The sequence below is a fragment of the Telluria mixta genome (assembly GCF_029223865.1).
In the GTDB taxonomy this organism is placed as follows: Bacteria; Pseudomonadota; Gammaproteobacteria; order Burkholderiales; family Burkholderiaceae_D; genus Telluria; species Telluria mixta.
This window is the reverse complement of record NZ_CP119520.1, coordinates 6,619,068-6,637,336: the sequence shown is the minus strand read 5'-3', so window position 1 is coordinate 6,637,336 and position 18,269 is coordinate 6,619,068. Positions and strand designations below refer to the sequence as shown.

Below are 18,269 nucleotides of genomic sequence, written 5' to 3'. Positions count from 1 at the left end.
GCGTCGCCCGATTCACCCCCTGCGATAGAGGACTGGATGAGACTTACCCTGCACCGCACGCTGATTGCGCTAACATCGGCGCTTGCCTTCGTACCCGCGGCCTTCGCCGCTCCGCTGACTACCCTGGACCGCAACGGCGCCTGGGTGTCGGTGGAAGCGTACGGCCCGAACATCGTCCACGTGACGATCGCCGTCGACAAGGACGAAGTCCTCAAGGGCCCGGGCTACGGCATCCTGAAGAAGAATGCCGACAACGGCGCGTTCCGCCACGCCGCGGGCAACGACGGCGACACCTTCACGTCGAACGGCATGACCGTGCACGTGAACGCGGCACCGCCGGCGCGCACGCCGAGCCAGCCGGAGAAGTACTTCGCGCCGTCGCTCGCGTCGGTGGGCCTGCAGGTCAAGAACGCCAAGGGCGAGCAGATCCTCGAGATGCAGGGTTGGGAGATGTCGCCGCAGACCGTCTCCGGCGAGAAGACCTACCAGGTCGGCGCCACGTTCGCGGCCGGCCGCGACGAGCATTACTACGGCATGGGCCAGAACCAGGAATCGACGGGTCCGCTGGACCTGCGCGGCCGCACGCTCGACTGCAAGCACTGGTACGACGCGCCGACCGGCGAATCCGTGTGCGTGCCGTTCATGGTGTCGTCGAAGGGCTACGGCATCGTGTGGGACAACCCGTCGGCCACGCGCTTCAACGCCGCCATCCACGGCCGCACGAGCTTCCAGTCGAACGTGGGCGAGCGCGTGTCGTTCTTCGTCATCACGGGTAAGACCACCGACGAGATCTACTCGGGCTACGCGCGCCTGACCGGCAAGACGCCGATCCCGCCGAAGGCCGCGTTCGGCCTGATCCAGTCGAAGGCGCGCTACGACAGCCAGCAGGAAGTGCTGCGCGTCGCGAACACCTATCGCCAGAAAAAATACCCGCTCGACGTGATGGTCGTCGACTGGTTCTACTGGACCCGCATGGGCCAGATGGACATCAACCCGGCCGAGTTTCCGGACCCGGACGGCATGAACAAGCAGCTGCACGACATGGGCATGCAGTCGATCATCTCGATCTGGCCGCGCTATGAAACGGCGGGCCGCTACTTCAACGAGCTGGATGCGAAGGGCTATCTGCTGAAGGACAAGGACGGCAAGACCGTCGACGGCCTGCCGTTCCGTTCCGACCGCACGGGCGGCCTGATCGACGCGACCAATCCGAAGGCACGCCAGTGGTTCTGGGAGAAATCGCGCGACAACGTCCTGTCGCACGGCTTCGACTACCCGTGGCTGGACGAGACGGAACCGGACCTGGTCCCGGACGGCTACTTCTATTCGATCGGCTCGGGCGACCGTTACCACAATTTGTTCCCGCTGCTGCACGTGGAAGGCTTCGCCGACAACATGCGCAGCTGGAAGCCGAACAAGCGCGTGCTGATCCTGTCGCGCGCCGCCTACCTCGGCTCGCAGCGCACCGGCGCGCTGTTCTGGTCGTCGGACGTGAACGCGACGTGGGAAGCGCTGCAGCGCCAGATCCCGACGGGTCTGAACATGACGGCGTCCGGCATTGCGCTGTGGGGCAACGACATCGGCGGCTGGCAGGGCATTCCGGGCACGAGCGACGGCACCAAAACGCCGCTGGTCGATCCGTCCGACGCGCGCGACGTCGTCGGCCAGAACAACGACTATCCGGAACTGCTGACCCGCTGGTTCCAGTACGGTACGTTCCTGCCGACCTTGCGCCTGCACGGCCAGCACAAGCACACCGACATCTGGTCCTTCGGCAAGCAGGCGGAATCCATCATGGCCCGCTACGACACGCTGCGTTACCAGCTGATCCCGTACATCTACAGCCAGGCCAAGTTCACGTACGACACGGGCGCACCGTTCATGCGCGGCCTGTGGATGGACTTCCCGAACGACCCGAACGTGGCCAACATCGGCACGCAGTACATGTTCGGCCCGGCGTTCCTCGTGGCGCCGGTGACGGAGCAGGGCCAGACGGAGAAGAACGTCTACCTGCCGGCCGGTACCGACTGGTACAACTTCTGGACCGACGAGAAGCTCGCGGGCGGCCAGTGGGTCAAGGTCGCCGCACCGATCGACCAGATTCCGGTGTTCGTGAAGGCCGGCTCGATCGTCCCGTTCGGCGCCGAGATCCAGTCGACCGCGACGAAGCAGGGCATCGCTTCGGTCAAGGTCTACCCGGGCCGCGACGCGTCCTTCGACCTGTATGACGACGACGGCGTGTCGTACGACTACGAGAAGGGCAAGGGCACGACGACCCGTCTGCACTGGAACGACGGTGCAGGCAAGCTGACGGCCAGCGGTGGCGATGCCAGCCTGGCGAAGAACCTGTCGAGCATCGTGAAGGTCGCAGGCAAGTAATCGCATCAAGCATGGTGGGCACGGCGTGCCCACCATGTTCCTCCCACCCGGTCCAGCGACCATTTCCCGCCTCCCTTCGCCACCAGCGGCAACAGCAGCGCCGCCCAGCTCAGGTGCGTCGGCCACGCATCCGGATACACGAAGATCTCGATCACGGCCGTCATCCCCAGCAAACCGAGCGCCGCGCCCCGCGTGCACAGCCCCAGCACGAGCAGCAGCGGGAACACGTGTTCCGCCGTCGCCGCCATCTGCGCGGCCAGTTCGGGCGGAATCAGCGGCAGCGCATACTCGGACCGGAACAATTCGTACGTCGACTCCTTGATCGTGAAGAGGCCTTGCACCTTCGTGCGGCCGGACAGGAAAAAGATCGCGGCGATGGCGACGCGGTCGAGCGCCAGCAACGCGGCGTCGGGCAGCAGGCGGGCAGTATGCAACATGATGGTTCCTTTCAAGGTTGACGGATGCCGCTCACGCGCGTGAGCAGTTCGTTGCCGATCCAGTCGGCGAGCAGGGCGCCTGCCCTGGCGACGCCGTCGTCCGCGCCGAGGCGGTCGACGAGCCGCGCGCACAATGCACCGAAGCTCCCTTCGGCACGCGCGAGCTGCAGCGCTTCGAACTCGGCTGCCGGCAGCACGCGCAGGCGCGCGACGTGGCCGCGGCGCCAGACGATCGCGCCCGCTGGCGCGGGCAGCATCGCCGCCTCGGGCACGTCGTCGCCGTCCTGCAGCGCGGACCAGATGTCGGCCGCGTTGGTCGTCAGCCGCGCCATGTGCAGCGAGGGGGCGAAGTGCAGACGCGCGCGGTCCCAGTCGACGTGCGCGAGGCGGGCCGGGTCCAGCGGTTCGGCGTCACGCGCGACGAAGGCCGTCGCCAGCGACCACTCGATCCACGCCAGTTCGTGCAGGTCCGGGTTGTCCGGGAAGAGGGCGCGCAACGTCGTTTCGAAGCCGGCGCCGTAGGCATCCAGTGTCCAGGCGCGCGGCGGGTTGCGCTGGATGTGGACGGCGGCCGCGTGGCGGAACGCGGCGTCGCCGACGAACGTGCGCAGGTGCGGATACGTCGCTTCCAGGCAGCCCATCAGCTGGACGCGGTAGTTGTTCTGGTAGACGTCGAGACCCGACCCGCCATCGGCCAGGCGGTGCGCGGCGCCGGCGTCGGCCGTCGTCAGCCAGCGGCGGAAATCGCGCTGCATCATGTTCAGGTTCATGCGGCCTCCTTGAGTCCGAGCCGCCTCGCCAGCGCCAGTTCGGCCAGCAGCTCGGACAGCGGCGGAATGTCGGCATCGCGCTCGATCATCGTCGCTACCGGGCCGCAGCGTGTGATGGCGTGCGCGTACAGCGACCACACGCCGTCCGGTACCGGCTGGTCGTGCGTGTCGATCAGCAGGCCGTCGCCCTGGCTGTGGCCCGCGAGGTGGATCTGGCGCACGTGCCGTGCCGGGATGCCATCGAGGAAGGCAAACGGATCGAAACCGTGGTTGGCGGCGCTGACGAACACGTTGTTCACGTCCAGCAGCAGCCCGCAGCCCGTGCGCTCGCACATGCGCGCGAGGAAGTCCCATTCCGTCATGGCCGCGCCGGCAAAGGCGAGGTAGCTGGACGGATTCTCGAACAGCATCGCGCGGCCCAGCGCGTCCTGGGCGCGGTCGATGTTTGTGCAGACCACGTCGAGCGCTTCCTCCGTGTACGGCAGCGGCAGCAGGTCGTGCGAGTTGAAGCGGCCGATGCGCGACCACGACAGGTGATCCGACACGTACAGTGGATCGACGGCGGCAACGAGCGCCTTCAGGCGCACGAGGTAGTCGCGGCGCAGGCCGTCGGCGGAACCGATCGACATCGACACGCCGTGCAGTGCCACCGGATGCCGTTCGCGTACGCGGCGCAGGATGTCGAGCGGCTGGCCGCCGGCCACCATGAAGTTTTCGGAGATGACTTCGACGAAGTCGACGGGGACGTGCGTCTCGAGGAAGTCGCGGTAGTGCTCGCGCCGCAGGCCGAGGCCGAAGCCGGCGAACGTCGGAGGAGAGGGAAGGGCTGGCATGGCTCGGTCCTGTGGTGGGTGGATGGCCCGTCCGCGGACGGGCCGGCGCGGTTATTCCTTCTCGGTCAACGTGCCGCCGAGCGCCTTGCACTCGGCCGGCGTCTTGACGATCACGCCCTGGCCCTTGCACTGGTTCAGGCCCTTGCAATCGTTCTTCGCCGTGGCGCACAGGCTCTCGCCCTTGCAGCCGTTGACGCCGTAGCAGCGGCCCGGCTGTTCCTTGCCGTTGTCCGCTGCATGCGACGGGTTGGCGATGCCGAGCGTGGCGATGGCGAGGAGGGCGGCGGCGCCGGCCAGGCCGACGCGGTTCGTACGTTGTGCTTTCATGGTGTGCTCCTTGTGGTGAATGGTTGATTACAGGGTGTCGCGGGCGGCCCGTTCGATGACCTGGGCCACGTCTTCCGGACGCGACATGTGGACGGCGTGGCTGCCCTTGATCTCGACGATTTGAGAATGGGCGCGGCGGTACATCATGCGTTGCGCGTCCGGGGCGAGGATGCGGTCTTCCGTCGCGACGACGGCGTAGCTGGGCTTCGTGTGCCACAGGGCCGCATAGCTGGGCGTCCCGAGGAACGCGAGGCCGACGGGTGTCTGCGACGCGGCGAGGAAGTTGGCGCGGTTGGGCGTCAGGTCGGCCGCGAAGTCGTCGTGGAAGCGCGCACGGTCGGCCCAGTGGTACCCGGCGAAATCGGCCCGGATCGCGGCCGGCATGCCGCCCGTCCCGTGCAGCAGCTGGAGCGGACTCTCGCCCACTTCCGGCGCGATGGCCGCGACGTACACGAGCGCTTTGACTTTCGCGCCGCTGCCGACGTTGCCGATCACGGCGCCGCCGATGCCGTTCCCGACGAGGACCACGTTGCCGAACTGCTGCATCAGCACGCGGCGGGCATGGGCGACGTCGTCCTCGAACGTCGCGTGCGCGGCCGGCACGACGGTCACGTGGTAACCCTTCTGGCTCAGGATGTCGTGGACGACGTGCCAGCCGGAGGCATCGACGAATTCGCCGGGCACGATCACGATGTTCTTCGTGGCTGCCGCCGCCGGATCGGCGGCCAGTGCGGGCGCGGTGAACGTGCAGGCGGCCAGCAGCAATGCGAGCGTCTTCATGGTCGCGTTCATCGCTTACTTGCGGGGCGTGAGGGAGCCGTAGCCTTTCGGCGTCTTGATGCTCGTGCAGGTGCCTTTCTCGACGAGGATCCAGGCATCGTCCTGGTAATCCTTCTTCGCCGTGCCGGCGCACGAGGTGCCCGCGCCGGCCGCGCATTCGTTCTGGCCGGCCAGCGCCACGCCATAGCATTTCTCGGTCGGCTTCTTCGCCTCGGCGGCGTGGGCGCCGGCGCACAGGGTCAGGGCCAGCGTGGCGGCCAGCGCGGTGTGGGTCGTCTTCATCGGTCTCTCCTTCGGTTGGGTCGACGCGGCGCGTCGATGAACGTCATGAGACCAGCCCGGTGTGTCGGGGGATTGTCCGTTGCATGTCCGGAAACGCCGGCAATGTGTCGGCGGGGCATTACGACACAATCGGACATAAAAGCAGGGGGTGCATGCAGCCTGAATAAGGTCAGACATCCTATGTGTTGTTATCGTATAACACCCCTAACAGCGATTTTGTGGTAGCGGATAGCAAATGCCAGAGGGAGCGGACTTGTCTATGAAGCGTGTGATACGGATTCGGGTATCGGTGATGAAAAAAATTTTATTGGTTCGATGATATTTACTCAAGTATGGTTACCAACATGTCTGACGTCATACTAGAAATACAGCTTTGACGGCATGTTTTCACTGGCAGTCCGACAAAGCTCGCACCGCGGCCAAAAATGTTAGCGTTTAACATTTCGTGTTAGGGCGAGCGCTCACTCGTAAGACCAAAAAGGCCACAAGGCCATCCGATAAGAAGAGAGAGGAGACAAATGAAGCAATACTGGAATGGCGCCGCACGGCGCCGGGCACCGAATCGCCGCAACGTTTACGCGTTGACCATCCTGGCCGGTCTCGTGTCCAGCGCCTGGGCGCAGGACAACACCGAACTGAGGACGCAGGGCAGCGGCCCGACCGTCACCGTGACGGGCTACCGCAGCTCGCTGGCGTTGTCCGCGCTGGAGAAGCGCGAGAACAACGGCCTCACCGACACCGTGTTCTCCGAGGACATGGGCAAGTTCCCCGACCCGAACATCGCCGACGCCCTGTCGCGCGTGCCGGGCGTCACCGTGACCCGCGCGTCCATCGACGGCGAGGGCATGAACATCTCGATCCGCGGCATGGGGCCGGCGTTCACCCGCGTGCTGCTGAACGGCGCGCCGATGGCCTCCGCCTCGGCCGGCAGCTGGGGCGGCAACATCAGCGCGAACCGCGAAGTGGACATGGACTTCCTGCCGTCCGAACTGTTCCGCAGCGCGACCGTCTACAAGAGCCAGCAGGCGGACATCAGCGAAGGCGGCGTGGCCGGTACGGTCACCATGCGCAGCGTGCGCCCGTTCGACAAGAACGGCTTCCGTTCGGCCTTCACGGCCAGCGGCAACTACCGCGACAAGGACGGCAAGTGGGGCAACACGGGTTCGGCCCTCGTCAGCAACACGTGGAACACACGCTTCGGCAAGGTGGGCGCGCTGTTCGGCTTCGCCTGGGGTAACACGAAATACCACACCGACGTGTTCCAGACCGTCGACATGCGCACGTTCCGCCTGAACGCGAACCAGCGCGACGCGTCCGACCCGGCCTCGAAGGGCGGCGACTACTTCAACAGCCCGGCGACGGTCCCGAGCGGCATGGACCTGTCGGCGCTGCCGGCCTACGCGCAGGCCGTGCTGAAGCCGGGCGCGCCGATCGACCGCGCGATGCTGCTGGCGCTGAACCCGGGCGCCACGATCCAGCAGATCGACAACGGCCTGATGGGCCGCCTGCCGCGCTACCTGGTGTACGACGGCGAGCGCCGCCGCCGCGGCGAGACGCTGAGCTTCCAGTGGCAGCCGAACGAAGACTGGATGGTCTACACGGACCTGATCTTCGCCCAGAAGGGCAACAAGATGCAGCAGGAAGACATGGCCGCCGGCATGCGCGCGAACACGCCGATCCCGATCGGCCTGACGTTCGACCGCAGCGACTGCTCGAACTACTGCACGATCACGGGCGGCACGCTGGCCAACACCTTCTGGGGCCTGGAATTCCGTCCGATGAAGGAAAACACGCACTTCCGCAGCATCAACCCGGGCTTCGAGTGGCACGCGTCCGACCGCCTCACCATCGACGGCCACGTCAACTATACGGACAGCGAGTTCTATCGCGACATGCCGACCGTGCTGGTGGCCACGCAGTCGGCACCGACCGTCGTCAAGTACGACAACACGACGCCCGGCCAGATCCCGGTCATGTCCAGTAATATCGACATCAACGACCCGACCAAGTTCGGCTGGTACCAGCCGGGCCAGGGCCTGTCCGGCCTGCGCGGCGACATCTACCAGCGCCGCAACACGACCAAGGGCACGCGCCTGAACCTGAACTGGGGCGACGACACGTTCGCGATCAAGGTGGGCGGCTCGTTCGACGACATCACGCGCCGCTACACGGACTACGGCAACGCCGACGCGTGGATGAACTACACCTGCGGCAACCAGACCAGCTACCAGTTCATCCAGCCGGACCGCGCGCTGCAGGGCCAGTGCGACGGCCGCTTCGCGCCCGGTCCGATCCCTGCCGGCACCTACCCGGGCTATGGCACCGGCTACACGCAGGGTCAGACGGCGCCGCTGACCTACCTGGGCTCCGCGGTCACGAACGGCGACCTGGCGAAATACGTCCACAAGAGCGATCACGGCTTCATCACGGTCGACTGGGACAAGTTTGCCAAGGACACCAACTACCAGCACTACCGCGAGCTGTTCTTCGCCGCGCCGACGTCCAACGGCGGCTACCTGCGCGAGAAGGTGTCAGCGTTCTACGTCTCGACCAACGGCCGCATCCCCGTGTTCGGCCACACGCTGCGCTACAACGCCGGCGTGCGCTACGCGACGACGGAGCAGACGATCGGCGCCCCGGTCAACACGCCCGACCCGCGCAACGCCCAGCAGGGCCTGCAGCAAGGCGGCCGCTACCCGGACATGCAGACCTGGGTGTACGAATCGACCAAGTACCACAACATCCTGCCGTCGTTCAACCTGTCGTACAACATCACGAAGGACGTGATTGCCCGCCTGTCCGGCTCCAAGTCGCTCACGCGCGCCAACCCGGCGGACCTGCACCAGACCCAGCTCTCGATCGGCGACCAGGGCGTCAACCAGGGCAACGTGACGAACCCGAACCTGAAGCCGTTCAAGGCCAACAACCTGGATGCGGGCGTGGAATGGTATTTCAGCCGCGAAGGCTATGTCGCGCTGTCCGGCTTTGCGAAGGACATCGTGAGCCGCCCGGGTTCGCGCCAGATCGACTACACGCTGTCCGACCTGGACAAGATCTACGGCACGGTGGGCCTGACGGACGCGCAGCAGGCGGCCGTGGACGCCGCCGGCGGTCGCGACAAGAAGCACGTGATCATCACCGAGCCGTACATGATCGACTCCAAGCTGAAGGTGCGCGGCCTCGAATTCACGTGGCAGCAGCCGCTGGACATGCTGCCGGTGAAAGGCTTCGGCTTCACGGGCAACTTCACGTACACGAAGCAGAAGGATGAAGCCGCGGGCGCGCCGCCGGTGGCCGGCGTGCCGCCGCGGACTAACAACCTGACCGTGTACTACGAGAAGGACGGCCTGAACCTGCGTGTGTCGCGCCAGTACCAGGCGAGCCTGATCAGCAACACGAACACTGGCCTGGGCAACGGCTTCTACGCGTATTCGACGGGGCGCTCGCAGGTCGACATGTCGGCCGGCATGAACCTGCAGAAGGTGTTCGGCTTCGGCGGCAACACGGACCTGACGGTCAGCGTCTGGAACCTGAACAACGCGAAGAGCCAGAACTACACGGCGTTCAACAACGCGATCTTCGACGAGAACAAGCCGGGCCGCAGCTACACCATGTCCCTGCGCACGGCGTTCTGATGATCTAGTTGCGTCTCCCCGGGCCGTTTGCTGGCGGTCCGGTATTCATGGAGCGGCCGTGTCTCTGGCCGCTCCTTTTTTATGGTTGTGTTGGCGCGGTCGATCTTGACTGCCTCCGCTCGGGGCAGGAACCGGATCTGGACGTGTTTCCACTGCCGACCCGAACCGGACGGTCGCCGTGCTTCAGGCAGAACCCAGCCGACTTGGACGGATTCCCAGTATCCGCCTGAGCCGTGGTACGTCTTTGCGTGAAGGCGAAACGATTGTCCGCACATTTGGCATTAGAAGCCAAAACAACGTGGGCAAGACATACGTCGTGCTGCACGTCCAGTTAGCTTGCCGCGTTCGCGTTACCATGAAACCCGTCTATACAGACGCAGCGCGAGATGCTATCCGCTTGACGTGCTGCGGTTGTCGATGCGGTAGATCTTGCCACTGGACCCGATGAGATAGAGCTCGCCGCTGCCGTCTCGTCCGAACGAGAGCACGCCGCCCACCTTCGCGACGTCCCATGTCGTGACGGTCGGCACACCGCCGCCCGCGTAACGCAGCGACTTCAAGTAACCACCGCAATAGTCCGAAAACACATAGCTGCCGCTGAGATGGGCGATCTTCGCGCCGCGGTACACGTAGCCACCGGTGATCGAGCAGCCGTTGGCGTTGTTCGCGCCATGGTCGTATTCGTGGACGGGCAGTGTCAGGCCGGCCGTGTCGCAGGACCCGCCGTTGTAGCACGCGCCACCCTCCAGGATATTCCAGCCGTAGTTGAGACCGCCGGCGCCGGCGTCGCTGATATCGACTTCCTCGCGCTGCGCCTGGCCGACGTCGGCAATGTAGAGGAGGTTGCCGTCGAAACTGAACCGCCACGGGTTGCGCAGACCGAGTGCCCAGATCTCGTTGCGTCGCGAGCTCATGCCGTTGTACGGATTGGATGCCGGAATCTCGTAGCTTCTCGTCGCCGTCGCGTTACGCACGTCCAAGCGCAGCAGTTTGCCCAGCAAGGACAGCGGGTTCTGGGCGTTGCCGCGTGGATCGCCGGCACCACCGCCGTCGCCGGTGGACAAGTACAGCATGTCGTCCGGACCGAAGGCCAGCTGGCCGCCATAATGGTTGGTGAAGTCCGGATGTGGAATCTGCAAAACCGTCAGCTGCGAAGCAGGGTCCAGTACGTTCCTGTCGGACCCGACCGTGTAGCGTTCGAGCGTGATGACGTTGTCGCGCGCGACATAGACGATATACACCCGGCCATTGCTGGCGAACTGGGGATCGAACGCGATCGACAGCAAGCCACCTTCGCCCGCGGTACTCGTGCGGCTGCTGACGTCCAGGAACGGCGTGGCGCGCAATGCGCCGTTTTCCATGACCAGGACACGGCCCGTTCGATCGACGATGAATAGGCGTGTATCCCCCGGTGGTGCGCTCAGGTAGACGGCATTGTCGACCTGGGCGACCTCGGACAGCGCCAGGAGACCGCCAGCGGCAGGCGGCGGCTGCGGCACCGGTGCCACGGGCGTATTGACGACACCACCTGGGCCGCCGGCGCCGCTACCGCCACCCCCACCGCAGGAAGCCAGAAAACATAGGGCGATCAACACGCCGGCGCGTCGTCGAATGATCCGCATGCGACCTCCAAGTGTCGACAGCATGGTTGTACAGCCGCTCGTGCGTCTGAATGTCCGTACATAAGAGTGTACTGGAACCATGTTTTCGGCGTGTCACGATTGGCAGTAGCCTATCACGCGATTACATGTCTTGGCCTAGTGGATTGTGGGACGCCTATGATCGATGCCGGTCTGTTGCCAAGGGCCGGAACCAACCCGGAGCGGACATATTTAAATAGGCTTTTTGGCTGCGAAAGCTTGGTGCATCTGCCCACGCATTTGCAGGATCTTTGACGCGGCTGTGGCAAGGGCGTCATCCTCGATTACGAAGGCCATTAGTCGACCAGTCTCATCAAAAATTGCCGACGAGATGATTGCTGAGGGCAAGTCAGCGGTCTAGGGGAATGCCGTTCTTCGTTAATTCTTGAATAACATCTTCGTCTTTGATTTCGTTCTCCTGCTATGTCTGTTTTTGGCTGGCCGCCGCCGTTTAATGTACGGCAGTAACCGACCCGAAGCGGACCTCCGTGATTCTATAAACGAAGCGCATGGGCTCAGTTGGAAAACTTGCGGCGATCAAGCCTTGCACCAGCGACTTGTCGCCGAATCGTACGTGACCTTGCCGCTTCGTCGGAGAGCTTGTAACCGTTCATTGATCGTTGTATCTGCTGACCTCAGCGGGAAGAGGGAGCGACATACGCCGACGACGGGCGCGCCCGACGCAGTCCATGCGCCCAATGCGTAGACCCCTATTCAAGCGCACCCGTCAAGCACCAACGCAGACCGTTTTATTTGCGAGCAGCCGCCCACGTGAACCTCACCCCATCGCTCCCATCCGGCACCGGCCCCGGACTATCCGCACGCACCGCATGCGTCACCGGATCCATGCGCACGAAGCGGTTCGTCACGAGCGACATCAGCACCAGTTCCCCGGTCGGCGTCTCGATCCACTGGAAGCTCTCCGCCTTGCCGGGTTTCCCCTTGCGCAGGCCCACGCCGCCCTTGGCATCGACGCTGACCCAGGCCGCGCCGGACTGCAGCGCGACACGTCCGAGCCCCATGTCCTTCACCAGGTACGAAGCCATCTTGCGGCCGGACTTGAATTCCGCGAACTGGACCCGCTGCCCGACCGGAATCGCGCGCATCAGTCCGTGCGGATTCGGCTGGTAGACGTCGATGCTGTCGAAGTCCGCGTGCCCGCCCGTTTTGCCGGCCTGGTTGTAGTTGAAGAGGGCATAGCGCACGCCCTGGAAGGTCTTCAGCTGGAACACCATCGTGAACGGCTCGCCGATGGGCGCGAAGTCCTTGCCGTCGACGGACCACGAGAAGCGCGCCTGCTCGGTGAGGAAGTCGCAATCGGCGCGCAGCTGGATGCGCGTGGCGCCGGCCGGCAGCGGCACGCGCACGGTGCGGTCGCTGATCTGATCGTACAGTGCCACTTGCAGGCCGGTCGCCGTCTTTTCCACGCCCAGCGTCGCATACGGGAGGTTCAGCAGGGCGAGGCCGGCCACGTCGCCGGCCGCGAGGCCGGACGCATCCAGCGTCACCGTCGGCGACGAGCGCGGGCCGATGGCGCGCTGCGTCAGGCTGTTACGCGCCTGCCAGAACGATGTCGCGGGCAGCGCGTGCAGGCGCAGGAAGCCGGGGCGCTCCGTCAGCGACCACTGGCCGTCGACCGGCACGTGGTTCCACTGCCAGAGCGGCTGCAACGTCGTGGCCGAGAAATCGTCGCTGCGGGCGTACGGCACGGTGATCGGGGAGGGCGTCGCCGTCTTCGGCTTGACCCAAGTACGCGGATTGCGTCCCAGGTTGCCGGGCAGGCCGAAGTACGGCCAACCATCCTTCCAGGTGATCGGCGAAAGGCTGAGCAGGCGGCCGACCGAATTGAAGTCCATCATCGAGAAGCCCCACCATTCGCCCGCCGGCGTCAGCACGATGCCGCCCTGGTGCAGCGAGTTGGCGTTGCGGGCCGACGGGTCGGGCGGCTCGATCGCGGTCGGCGTCTTGTTGTCCTTCAGGCGGTAGCCCTTGGCCATGCCGAAGTCTTCATCCTTGCTGATGGCCTGGTTCACTTCGTACGGGCCGTCCACCTTGTCCGCGCGCGCGGCGGGCATGCGGAAGCCGCCCGCATAGTTGGCGGAGAGGATGTAGTACTTGCCCTGGATCTTGTAGATGTGCGCGCCTTCGCCCATGCCGGCGTCCTGCGCGAACAGGATTTTCTCGGTGCCGGGCACGATGTCCGTCAGGTCGTCCGTCAGCTGGGCGATGCGCATGCGCTGGTGGTCCCACACGACCCACGCCTTGCCGTCGTCGTCGAACAGCACGGACAGGTCGTGCAGGCTGCGCTTCATCTCGCGGTGCGTCCAGGGGCCGCGCGGATCGGTGGCGCTGAAGATCTGCGTGGCGCGGCCGTTCACGTTGGTGAAGATGTAGAACGTGCCGTTCCGGTAGCGCAGGCTCGGGGCCCAGATGCCCTGGCCGTAGATGCTCTTGCCGTCTTCCAGGCGGTACGCCGGACCGAAGTCCAGCTTGTCGACGGCATAGCTCAGGAATTCCCAGTTCACCAGGTCGCGCGAGCGCAGGACCGGCAGGCCGGGCATCGCGTGCATCGTCGTGCCGGTGAGGTAGAACCAGTCGCCCACGCGGATCATGTCCGGGTCCGAGAACTCGTCGTAGAACAGCGGGTTCGTGAACGTGCCGTTGCCGTTGTCCGCCGTCCAGGTGGCGGTCGACAGGCCGGTGGCGGGGCGCGGTTCTTCCTGCGCCTGTGCGCTCACGCAGGCGAGGGCGGCGCAGAGGGCGAGGACCGTCGCTTTGATGCGCGGCGGGCGGAGGTAGTGTGCGGTCATGTGGGATCCGGTGGATTCAGGGCATCCGGCAATGTAGGGCATGCATGGTAGCGCTGTCAAAACCGCATCGCCGTGCCGACGGCCGCCGGACACCGTCACACCGTCGACGCCAAGTCCTTGTTATTGCTGGCTTTTCATCGATCACCGATGGGTCATTCTGCAACTAACCGACATGCGCGATACCGAACCCGATATCGGTCTCCAGGAAAATATCATCGCTTTCCTGGCCGCTCCCGCACGGGTGGTCAGTGCTGGCCAGGGACGGGCGGCTGTTGCGCGACCGATTGCAGGGGCGCGGGTGGTGCCCCGGCCGTCATGCCCTCCGGCAGCGGCGCACGCACGGGCCGGCTGTGCATGTTGGTGGAGGAGAGCACGTTGTCCGTCGTGCCCGGCGCGGCGTCCCATACGGGGGCGGCGATCCCCTCGAACACGGTCTTCAGTTGCTGGCCCCAGCTGTTGCGCAGCAGCTGGAAATACTGGTTGTGTTCGTCGATGGTGACGAAACGCGTGACGGCCAGGCTGCCGTCCTCGTACACGAGCAGGTCGAGCGGCAGGCCGACGGAGATGTTCGAGCGCAGGGTCGAATCCATCGAGATCAGCGCGCACTTGGCCGCGTCGTCCAGCGACGTGCGCGGCGTGACGACGCGGTCGATGATCGGCTTGCCGTATTTCGCCTCGCCGATCTGGAAATAGGGATTCTCCTCGTGCGACTCGATGAAGTTGCCGGCCGAGTAGACGTAGAACAGGCGGCAGCGCTCGCCCCGGATCTGGCCGCCGAACACGATGCTGATGTTGAAGTCGACGCCGTGTTCGGCCAGCCGCGCCGACTCCTGCCGGTAGACCGCGCGGACCGCCTCGCCGACGATGCGCGCGGCCTCGTACATGTCCGGGACGGTCCAGATCGTGGCGCCGCTCTCGCTGACCCAGGCCGACACGGTCTGGCGCACGGCCTGCGAGATCGACAGGTTCCCCGCGGTCATCATGACCATCATCCGGTCGCCCGGGTTTTCGAACACGGAGAGCTTGCGGAAGGTGCCGACCTGGTCGACACCGGCGTTCGTGCGCGAATCGGCGAGGAACACGAGGCCGGCATCGAGGCGCATGCCCACACAGTAAGTCATCGGCGAAATCCGTTCTGGTCGAGGAAAGCGGTCATTCTACACGGGGACGATCTGCGCCTCGACCCGCATGACTTCGTCGCCGCCGCCGCGCCGCATGCCACGCACGGGGGCGGCCGATTCGTAGTCGCGGCCGATCGCGAGGCGGCAGTACCCGTCCGTCATGAGGCGGTTGTGCGTCACGTCGATACTGACCCAGCCCGTGAAGTCGGCATCCTCGGCCCAGGCGTCCACCCAGGCGTGGCTGGCCGCGTGGCCCGACGATCCCGGGTCGATGTAGCCGGACACGTAGCGCGCCGGTACCCCGTGCGCATGGCAGCAGGCGAGGAACACATGGGCATGGTCCTGGCAGACGCCGGCCCCCAGCAGCATCGCCTCGGCGGCGGCGGTGTCCACGTGGGTGGCACCAGTCTGGTACGCGACCGCACCGTGGATGTGCGCGGCCAGCCGCAGCAGGTCGGCCGTGGTCACCGGCGTCCCCCGGGCGGGCAGGCAGGCCGCCGCGACGTCGGCGAGCGCCGTCGTCGGCTGCGTCAGCCGGGTCGGGACCGTGAAGATCAGCGGCGGCAGGCTGTCGTGGGCCTGCAGGCGGCCGCCGGGCAGCGGCGCCGTCGCGACGATGCCTTCGACGAGGATGCGCACGGCGGTGTGCGGCGCGGTCAAGGTCAGCATGTGCGAGGCGTTGCCGTACGCGTCCACGTAGGCGGCGCAATGGCCGGGTGTCGCGATGTGCCAGGACAGCACCTGCTGTTGCGGCTCGGCGCGCGGCGTCAGGTGCAGCTGCTCGATGCTGTAGGCCTGCGGTTGCGAATAGCGGTACAGGGTTTCGTGGCGGATGGACAGGTGCATGTCAGGCTCCCAGGGGGACGAGGAAATCGCGGCTGATGCCGTTGCCGAGCGCGTAGATGTTTTCCATGAAGGCCCCCAGGGTCTCGTCGACGCCGGCGGCGAGCACGTCCTCGATGCGCGCGAATTGCAGCTCGGCGTGCATCTTCCCCGCCAGCCGCTCCGTGCCGGCGGAGACGTCGTTGCGCACGGCCTTGAGGTTCGCGACCACCTGCTCCATGCAGGCGAGCAGGGAGCGCGGCATGTCGGCGCGCAGCATCAGGAGCTCGGCCACGCGCGCCGGCGTGATCGAATCGCGGTAGACCTTGCGGTAGATTTCGAAACCCGCCACGGAGCGCAGCAGCGCCGCCCAGTAATAGAACTCGCGCTGCGTGAGCACGTCGTGCGTGGCGCCGGCACCGGCGCCGTGGTACTTCACGTCCAGCAGGCGCGCCGTGTTGTCGGCCCGCTCCAGGAACGTGCCGAGGCGGATGAACACGAGCGCTTCGTCGTCGAGCATCGTGCCGAGCGTGACGCCGCGCGCCAGGTGGCAGCGCAGCTTCACCCAGTCGAAGAATTCGCCGGGGTCGGCATCGAGGTTCGCACCGAGCCGGTCGCGCAGCTCGATCCATGTCGCGTTCTGCGTTTCCCACACTTCCGTCGTGAGCACGCCGCGCACGGCCCGGGCGTTCTCGCGCGCCGCCGTCAGGCACGCCACGATCGACGACGGGTTGGCCGGATCGCTCACCATGAAGGCCAGGACGTTCTTCGCGTCGAGCGTGCCGTAGGCGGCGTCGAACGCGCCCTGCAGCTCGGAGATGCCGAGGATGGCGCGCCACGCCTGTTCCGTGTCGACGGCGGACTGCGGCAGCATGGCGGTCTGCACGGCCACGTCGAGCATGCGCGCCGTGTTCTCGGCGCGCTCGGTGTAGCGCGCCATCCAGTACAAGTGGTCTGCGGTGCGGCTCAGCATCATTCCTCCAGTATCCAGGTGTCCTTGGTGCCGCCGCCCTGCGACGAGTTCACCACCAGCGATCCCTCGCGCAGCGCCACCCGGGTCAGGCCGCCCGGCACCATCGAGATGGTCTTGCCCGACAGGACGAACGGGCGCAGGTCGATGTGGCGCGGTGCGATGCCGCTTTCCACGTAGGTCGGGCACGCCGACAGGGCCAAGGTCGGCTGGGCGATGTAGCCGTCCGGGCGGGCGACGAGGCGGCGCCGGAAATCGTCGATCTCCTGCTTCGAGGCCGCGGGCCCGATCAGCATCCCGTAGCCGCCGGCGCCGTGGACTTCCTTGACGACCAGCCGGTCGAGGTGGTCCAGCGTGTAGGCGAGATCTTCCGGCCGCCGGCACTGCCAGGTCGGCACGTTGTGCAGCAGCGGTTCTTCCGACAGGTAGAAGCGGATCATGTCCGGCACGTACGGGTAGATGGACTTGTCGTCGGCGACGCCGGTGCCGATGGCGTTCGCCAGGGTGACGCGGCCGGCGCGGTACACGGAGAGGAGTCCCGGCACGCCCAGCGTGGAGTCGGCGCGGAAGGCCAGGGGATCGAGGTAATCGTCATCGAGGCGGCGGTAGATCACGTCCACCCGGCGCGGCCCGCGGATCGTGCGCATGTAGACGGCGTTGGCGTCCACGAACAGGTCCTTGCCCTCGACGAGCTCGACGCCCATCTGCTGCGCGAGGAAGGCGTGCTCGAAGTAGGCCGAGTTGTAGGTTCCCGGTGTCATGACGACGACGGTCGGGTCGAGCACCCCGGCCGGCGCGACGGAGCGCAGGTTCTCCAGCAGCATGTCGGGGTAGTGTTCGACGGGCGCGATGCGGTGGCGCGCGAACAGTTCCGGGAACAGGCGCATCATCATCTTGCGGTCTTCCAGCATGTACGACACGCCGGACGGCACGCGCAGGTTGTCTTCCAGGACGTAGAACTCGCCCTCGCCGGCGCGCACGATGTCGACGCCCGCGATGTGCGCATAGATGTCGGACGCGACGCTGATGCCCTGCATCTCCGGGCGGTACTGCGCGTTCTGGTAGATCTGCTGTGCCGGGATGATGCCGGCGCGGACGATGTCCTGGTCGTGGTAGATGTCGTGCACGAACATGTTCAGCGCCTTGATGCGCTGCGCGAGGCCCGCCTGCAGCTTCGCCCACTCGTGCGCCGGTATGATGCGCGGGATCGTGTCGAACGGGATCAGGCGCTCGGTGCCGGCGCCGTCGCCGTACACGGCGAACGTGATCCCGACGCGGCGGAACGTGAGGTCCGCCTCGGCGCGCTTGCGTTCGATCCGCTCGGGCGGCTGGTGCCTGAGCCAGTCGTCGAATGCGCGATAGTGTTCACGCACGGCACCCGCGCCGTCCGCCGTCATCTCGTTGAAAAAGTCTGTCATGGCCGCCTTCCGTGATGTCGACACAAAACTCGTATCAAGAAGCGT

14 protein-coding genes are annotated in these 18,269 nt (G+C 65.9%); 2 read left to right on the top strand and 12 right to left on the bottom strand.

Annotation, left to right across the window (positions count from 1 at the left end):
* Positions 1–36 precede the first annotated feature (36 nt).
* On the top strand, positions 37–2,379 hold the full coding sequence (locus P0M04_RS29275; protein ID WP_259452850.1) for a glycoside hydrolase family 31 protein: 2,343 nt from the start codon (positions 37–39) through the stop codon (positions 2,377–2,379).
* A gap of 5 nt (positions 2,380–2,384) precedes the next feature.
* Here P0M04_RS29275 and P0M04_RS29270 read toward each other — a convergent pair whose 3' ends face one another.
* The 6 genes from P0M04_RS29270 to P0M04_RS29245 are packed head-to-tail and all read right to left on the bottom strand — an operon-like array spanning position 2,385 to position 5,808.
* Complete coding sequence (locus P0M04_RS29270; RefSeq protein ID WP_259452849.1) at positions 2,385–2,816, bottom strand: DoxX family protein; 432 nt, start codon at positions 2,814–2,816, stop codon at positions 2,385–2,387.
* A gap of 11 nt (positions 2,817–2,827) precedes the next feature.
* A complete protein-coding gene (locus P0M04_RS29265; RefSeq protein ID WP_259452848.1) occupies positions 2,828–3,586 on the bottom strand; it encodes an HvfC/BufC N-terminal domain-containing protein in 759 nt (252 codons plus the stop codon).
* Positions 3,583–4,419 (bottom strand): MNIO family bufferin maturase, encoded by an 837-nt coding sequence (bufB, locus tag P0M04_RS29260; protein WP_259452847.1) that lies wholly within the window; start codon positions 4,417–4,419, stop codon positions 3,583–3,585. Before bufB ends, P0M04_RS29265 begins: the two co-directional genes overlap by 4 nt.
* A 51-nt stretch (positions 4,420–4,470) precedes the next feature.
* A complete protein-coding gene (gene bufA2 / locus P0M04_RS29255) occupies positions 4,471–4,746 on the bottom strand; it encodes a BufA2 family periplasmic bufferin-type metallophore (protein WP_259452846.1) in 276 nt (91 codons plus the stop codon).
* Between the two features lie 27 nt (positions 4,747–4,773).
* On the bottom strand, positions 4,774–5,538 hold the full coding sequence (locus P0M04_RS29250) for an alpha/beta hydrolase (protein WP_259452845.1): 765 nt from the start codon (positions 5,536–5,538) through the stop codon (positions 4,774–4,776).
* Between the two features lie 3 nt (positions 5,539–5,541).
* On the bottom strand, positions 5,542–5,808 hold the full coding sequence (locus P0M04_RS29245; RefSeq protein WP_259452844.1) for a BufA1 family periplasmic bufferin-type metallophore: 267 nt from the start codon (positions 5,806–5,808) through the stop codon (positions 5,542–5,544).
* A gap of 518 nt (positions 5,809–6,326) precedes the next feature.
* Between P0M04_RS29245 and P0M04_RS29240 the strand changes: the two genes are divergently transcribed.
* Positions 6,327–9,443: a TonB-dependent receptor gene (locus P0M04_RS29240; RefSeq protein ID WP_259452843.1), complete on the top strand. Its 3,117-nt coding sequence runs from the start codon at positions 6,327–6,329 to the stop codon at positions 9,441–9,443.
* Positions 9,444–9,832: 389 nt separating this feature from the next.
* Here the strand turns inward: P0M04_RS29240 and P0M04_RS29235 are convergent, their stop codons facing one another.
* From P0M04_RS29235 to P0M04_RS29210, 6 genes are all read right to left on the bottom strand, one after another.
* Complete coding sequence (locus P0M04_RS29235) at positions 9,833–11,065, bottom strand: PQQ-dependent sugar dehydrogenase (RefSeq protein WP_259452842.1); 1,233 nt, start codon at positions 11,063–11,065, stop codon at positions 9,833–9,835.
* 767 nt (positions 11,066–11,832) lie between these two features.
* Entirely contained in the window at positions 11,833–13,893 is a 2,061-nt protein-coding gene (locus P0M04_RS29230; protein ID WP_259452841.1) for a glycoside hydrolase family 43 protein, read from the bottom strand.
* Between the two features lie 245 nt (positions 13,894–14,138).
* Complete coding sequence (locus P0M04_RS29225) at positions 14,139–15,014, bottom strand: proteasome-type protease (RefSeq protein ID WP_259452840.1); 876 nt, start codon at positions 15,012–15,014, stop codon at positions 14,139–14,141.
* 36 nt (positions 15,015–15,050) lie between these two features.
* The gene (locus P0M04_RS29220; protein WP_259452839.1) at positions 15,051–15,860 is read right to left on the bottom strand and encodes a transglutaminase family protein; all 810 of its coding nucleotides are present in this window, start codon (positions 15,858–15,860) and stop codon (positions 15,051–15,053) included.
* 1 nt (position 15,861) lies between these two features.
* Positions 15,862–16,809, bottom strand: a complete 948-nt coding sequence (locus P0M04_RS29215) for an alpha-E domain-containing protein (RefSeq protein ID WP_259452874.1) — start codon at positions 16,807–16,809, stop codon at positions 15,862–15,864.
* Positions 16,809–18,224 (bottom strand): circularly permuted type 2 ATP-grasp protein, encoded by a 1,416-nt coding sequence (locus tag P0M04_RS29210; RefSeq protein WP_259452838.1) that lies wholly within the window; start codon positions 18,222–18,224, stop codon positions 16,809–16,811. Before P0M04_RS29210 ends, P0M04_RS29215 begins: the two co-directional genes overlap by 1 nt.
* Positions 18,225–18,269 lie beyond the last annotated feature (45 nt).